At 69.3% G+C, this 4,997-nt stretch carries 5 protein-coding genes and 1 pseudogene; 3 read left to right on the top strand and 3 right to left on the bottom strand.

The genetic code is table 11. From position 1 onward, the window contains the following. Positions 1-633, top strand: a pseudogene (locus AX708_RS20760) (hypothetical protein); the annotation flags it as partial. 316 nt (positions 634-949) lie between these two features. On the opposite strand, the gene AX708_RS04450 reads toward AX708_RS20760, so the two are convergent. Then, entirely contained in the window at positions 950-1,702 is a 753-nt protein-coding gene (locus tag AX708_RS04450; protein ID WP_066531313.1) for a GGDEF domain-containing protein, read from the bottom strand. A gap of 299 nt (positions 1,703-2,001) precedes the next feature. Here AX708_RS04450 and AX708_RS04445 point away from each other — a divergent pair, with 299 nt between their 5' ends. Both AX708_RS04445 and AX708_RS04440 read left to right on the top strand, forming a co-directional pair. After that, entirely contained in the window at positions 2,002-2,214 is a 213-nt protein-coding gene (locus AX708_RS04445; protein WP_066531312.1) for a cold-shock protein, read from the top strand. Positions 2,215-2,313: 99 nt separating this feature from the next. Beyond that, positions 2,314-2,526: a hypothetical protein gene (locus tag AX708_RS04440; RefSeq protein ID WP_066531311.1), complete on the top strand. Its 213-nt coding sequence runs from the start codon at positions 2,314-2,316 to the stop codon at positions 2,524-2,526. Here AX708_RS04440 and AX708_RS04435 read toward each other — a convergent pair. Next, a complete protein-coding gene (locus AX708_RS04435; protein ID WP_066531309.1) occupies positions 2,523-3,716 on the bottom strand; it encodes a hypothetical protein in 1,194 nt (397 codons plus the stop codon). The genes AX708_RS04440 and AX708_RS04435 overlap by 4 nt on opposite strands. Positions 3,717-3,788: 72 nt before the next feature. Then, positions 3,789-4,997 (bottom strand): FAD-binding domain-containing protein (locus AX708_RS04430; RefSeq protein ID WP_067489603.1); only part of this gene is annotated, 1,209 nt, incomplete at its 5' end.

Raw genomic sequence — 4,997 nt, 5'->3', positions numbered from 1 at the left:
CCCCGCGTCGCCACCCGCGCCAAGCTTCGCGCCGTTCCCGACACCAACGCCGAACCCCCGCAAAAGCCCGCCCGCCACGACAGTTGGCCGCTCGACACGCAGGCGGCGTTTCTGCGGGCGCTCTCGGCGACGCATTCCGTCTCCGAGGCCGCAAGGTCGGTCGGCAAGTCGCGGCAGTCGGCCTATCGGCTGCGCTCGCGGTTGAAGGGCCAGCCCTTCGATCTCGCGTGGGAGGTGGCGTTCCATCATTCCTATGACGTGCTCGCCCACACCGCGCTCGAGCGCGCGCTGAACGGGGTCGAGGTGCCGGTGTTCTTCCAGGGCGAGCAGGTCGGCAGCTACCGGCGCTTCGACGAGCGGCTGACGGTGGCCTTGCTCGGACGCTACACGATGGGCGGCAATCCGGCCTTCGGGCGACTGGGCTCCACCGCCGAGCGCCATGCGCGCGATTTCGAGGCGCTGCTGGCGAAGGTCGAACACGGCGAAGCGGTGGCGACGGGCGCGCTCACCCCCGAGGATCCGGCCGAGTTCGACGGGCTGACGGGTGCAAACACGGCCCCCTTTCCCTGTCCGTCCGCCTTGTCGGATGACGATTTAATGCAGACATTACAGGAGAATGGATGGAAGGAGTGAAGCGGACAGGGTGTCCGCTTTGTCCGGTTATGCTTTGTTTGTGTTGCGCAGCCGCCTCCGCGGCTGCGTCCTCGGTGCTGTTTCCTTCGCTTCGCTACGGAGCACCTGCGGCTCGCGCCGTGCGCTCGCGGCCCTGAGGGCCGAACCAACGCCTACGGGAATGGGGAGCGCTGGTATCGGTCGCGCAGCGACCGCAAGGCCGACCGGCCGCCCGCAGCGATGCGGCCTTCAGGCCGCGTGAGCGAGGATTTCGCGCGCCGGATGGCGTGCGGAAAACAAAAGACTCCACGCGGAGGCGGGCACGCCAACAATAGGCCTACGCAGCTCGCTCTGAGCGATTCCGCCCGGCCTGCTTGGCGCTGTAGAGCGCGCGGTCGGCGCGGGTGATGAGGCGGTCGGGGGGCTCGGCGGCGCCCTGCTCGGCAAGGCCGAAGCTCGCGGTCAGGCGCCAGGGGCCGGCGGGGGTGATGAGCGGGGTCTCGGCGATGGCGGTGCGCAGGGTCTCGATGCGCTCGGCGAAGGCGGGGAACCCGGCGGCCGGGGCGGCGATGAGAAACTCCTCGCCGCCGATCCGGGCGACCAGCCAGCCATCGGGCACCATGCGGCGCAGCATGGCGGCGAAGTGGACGAGGCTGGCGTCCCCGCCGTCGTGGCCGAGCCCGTCGTTGACGCGCTTGAAGTGGTCGATGTCGGCGATGGCAAGGCAGATGGCGGTGCGGGGCGCGGCGGACCATGCGGCGAGCTGGCCCATCGCCGCGCGGCGGTTGGCAAGGCCGGTGAGCGGGTCCTGCAGCGCGAGCCGCTCGAGATCGCGGCGCGAGGCGTCGAGGCGGATGGTCAGCGCCGCGATCCAGCTGAAGGCGATGCTCGCCACCACCAGCGGGATCAGCGTGGCGAAGACCATGGTGTGCGAATACTGGACTTGGCCGAACATGGTGAAGGAGGTGTGCGCGAAGAGCGCCGAGACCGCGACCGATCCGCCGACCACCACCACGCCGGTGCGGCGCAGGCGGCGGCGCAGCTCGGGCGAGGCGCCGGCAAGGGCGCGGGGGGTGGCAAAGGACTCCATCGCGCCGGCGAGGGTAGCGCGGGAGGTATCGCGATTGCGTTAACGCGCGCGGCGTACGGCAGGGCGATTAGGCGATTGCGGGAAGGTGTGCTACATGGGCGTTGCTGACGTCGAAATTTGCGACGGACTTCGAAATTTGCGCTCAACCATCCGGCCCCGGCCGCTTGGCGATACCCAGACGACGACTTCCTTTCATCGGACGATACGACGCACTACGCTTTGTGGCCTTCCGGCCACGGGGCACGGCCCGCATGGCATCCTGCCGGCGGGCAACCCATTGTTCTTGAAAGGAACAACGCATGAGCAGCAAGACCGGAACCGTCAAGTTCTTCAACACCGAGAAGGGCTACGGCTTCATCCAGCCCGACGATGGCTCGTCGGACAGCTTCGTCCACATCACCGCCGTGCAGGCCGCAGGGATGCACAGCCTCGATAAGGACCAGCGTCTGACCTACGATCTCGAGCGCGGCCGCAACGGCAAGGAAAGCGCCGTGAACCTGGCCTCGGCCTGATCCGAATACCGGGAGCGGGGGGCTTCGGCGTCCCGCTCCCGCGCCTGATACGACGCCTCACGAATCCCGCCTACCCCCTCCCATGGCAGGACACCCCGAATGGCCCAGACCTACGAATTCTATTGCGAGCGCGCCGACGAGGCCGCCGCCCTTGCCGCCAAGGCGACCCTCGAAAACGTCCGCGATCGCGAGCTGCGCTCGGAAAAGACCTGGCGCGGCCTTGCCGAACATGCGCGCAAGACCATCGAAGAACGCGAAAAGGCCGAGGCCGTACGCGCCGAGAAGCGTGCCTCGGAAGGCAGCGACCGCTAGGCGCCCTTGCGGCCGAACACCCGCGCTCTGAGGTCGCGCCCGCTGGCCCCGGTCAGCCCCGGCTCGGGCGGCGTGGGCGGCACGGGAGGGCGCGGTGCGGGCGGCGCCTCGGGATGGCGCACCTCGAAGCGGCCGCCGATCCCCTCGGCCAGCTTGCGCTTCTGGAACCACTCGTTGGCGAGCGCCATCTTCTCGTCCTGACCCACCGGCATGAGATCGAGCGGGAAGGCACGGTCGTCGACCACGCGCTCGTCGGGCACGTGCTCGGGGGCGAGGAAGCCGTGCTCGACATGCTTCAGCGGGATCAGCTCGTAGAGCGGCATGTCGGCGGGCGAGGGGTCGACCGCGCCGATCATCGCGCCCTTTTCGTGGTGCAGCACGCGGTAGGACTGGCTGCGATCCTCGGGCCCGAAGGTGTCGTGGTGCGGAATGACATAGCCGTTCGGCATGGTCGCGATCCGGAGGAAGGCCATGATCGTCTCGAGATTGGCTGTCCACGGCAGGACCGAGGGCTGGATGATGACCTCGCGGCCGAGCCAGTGGCGCGCGCCGAAGGTGCGGATGCCGACCTTGGCCTCCTCGCCCGCCGCCGCCCGCGGGCCGAACAGGAAGGGGTGGATGTGGAGCGGGCCGGGCATGTCGCCGGACTCGGCGAAGCGGTCGAACAACTCGCCTTGGAGCAGCATGTCCGTCGGGGTCCAGTGGACCGCGAGCGGCATCGCAAACTCGATCGCAATCCGGGCCATCAGCGCCAGCACGGAAAGCCGGCGCTCGAACTGCGGCTGGGTCGCGCCCGAGCGCGGGCGGCCGATGGCATCGAACATTGCCGCGATCTTGGGATCGTCCTCGACCCCGGCGAACACCCCGTGGCTGACTTCGAGCAGGATATGGCCATAGGTGCGCGCGATCCGCTGGTCGATGTCGGGCGTGGCAAGCCGGGTGAAGGGGGACCCGAGCGAGGGCGCGAACAGCCGGGCATCGCAGGGCCTGTCGACATATTCGAAGGTCACCATCAGCTCCTCGCCTCCGGAAAAGAGGCGGTAGAAGCGGCCCGGATTGGTCTCGGAGATGTTGAATTCGGCGCCGCTGCGCATCCGCTCGATGCGCATGTACTGGCGCATGATCGCTTCGAGATCGTGGACCGGCCGGTCGAACAACAGCGCGGCCTGGAGGCGGTTGGGGTAAAGCATGGCGGTAGCGAACCCGGGATTGAGATAGGCTCAAGGCCTTAACGCGACAGGGTTAAATCCGGGTTGACGGGCTCATCCCGCGCCGCGGATCGCGCATTCTTCAAGCAGGCCGTCGATCGCCTTGGCGACCCCGAAGAACCCCGCCTTGGCGAGCGGCCAGGTGGCACGGTCGAGATCGCCGATGAGGGCGAGGCGGCTCACCTCACGGGGCAGGGTGGCAAGCTCGGGCCAGAGCGCATCGCCGGTCCATCCGACCGGAAGATGGGAGAAGGCAATGCTCGACACGCCTGCATCCGCCAGCAGGGGCGCGAGCGGCTCGCCTGCGCGCCATTCCACCGCCGGGCAGCCGAAAGCCGCTGCCGCCTCGGCCATGCCGGAGGCGACTGCGCCGTAAGCGAAGTCGCGCGCCAGATCGCCGACGCTGTCGCGCGAGCGGGCATCGGGCCGGGCCGCTCCGATAACCAGCGCTGGCGCGGCGGGGAGGGCGAGGGGGGCGTGATGCGCCGCCTCGTCGTGCAGCAGCAGCGCGAAGGGCTCGGCGAAATCGGTGGCGGTGACGGGACGGGGCAGGTCGAGCTTCTGGCGCGGATACTCGGGCACTTCGGTCAGCGGCTCGGCCTCATCCCCCGCGAGCCGCGTAGCGGCGAGCGCCCCCTCGGGCCGCCCGGCGGTGTAACGCGCGATGTTGTCGGCGCGGGCGAGGTAGTGCTTGCCCTTGGTGTGCAGCCCCGCGACCCAGCGCCACGACAGCGTGTTCGAGGCCGCGTCGCCGTCCATCAGGTGCCGCAGGAAGAAGTCCGCCCCGAGCCGCCAGTCGAGCTTCAGCGTGAAGATCCAGATGCTCGCAAACCACATCCGCGCGTGGTTGTGGAGGTAGCCGGTCGCCACCAGCTCCCGCGCCCAGACGTCGAAAGCCTCGATCCCGGTGCGGCCGCCGGCCGCTTCCTCGTAAGCGGTGCGCAGGCCCGCATTGCGCGTCAGCGCGGCGCGGGCGCCGTCAAGGTCGCGGCGGTAATCATGCCAGATCGCGGGGCGCTGTTCGAGGTAGCCCTTGAAGTAGATCCGCCAGAACACCTCGGCGATGAACTTCTCCGCCGCGCGGGGGGAGTGCTGGCCCAGCACTGCCTCCAGCACCTCGGTCTCGTCGATCAGCCCGGCATGGAGCCACGGCGAGAGCTGGCTGACATTGTTCCGCCCCGCGCCCTCGCCCGGGCCATCATCGGCATTGCGGGTCTCGGCATAGCGGCGGCCGGCGGCGGGGAGGAATTGGGCGAGGCGGGC

It is taken from the genome of Erythrobacter sp. CCH5-A1, from assembly GCF_001557115.1.
Lineage (GTDB): Bacteria > Pseudomonadota > Alphaproteobacteria > Sphingomonadales > Sphingomonadaceae > Erythrobacter.
This window is presented reverse-complemented; position numbering and strand designations above follow the sequence as displayed.

What these genes read in the sequence shown, in the direction of transcription:
- AX708_RS04450 (WP_066531313.1), bottom strand. Translation starts at nt 1,702, where the DNA reads ATGGAGTCCTTTGCCACCCCCCGCGCCCTTGCCGGCGCCTCGCCCGAG.
- AX708_RS04445 (WP_066531312.1), top strand. Translation starts at nt 2,002, where the DNA reads ATGAGCAGCAAGACCGGAACCGTCAAGTTCTTCAACACCGAGAAGGGC.
- AX708_RS04440 (WP_066531311.1), top strand. Translation starts at nt 2,314, where the DNA reads ATGGCCCAGACCTACGAATTCTATTGCGAGCGCGCCGACGAGGCCGCC.
- AX708_RS04435 (WP_066531309.1), bottom strand. Translation starts at nt 3,716, where the DNA reads ATGCTTTACCCCAACCGCCTCCAGGCCGCGCTGTTGTTCGACCGGCCG.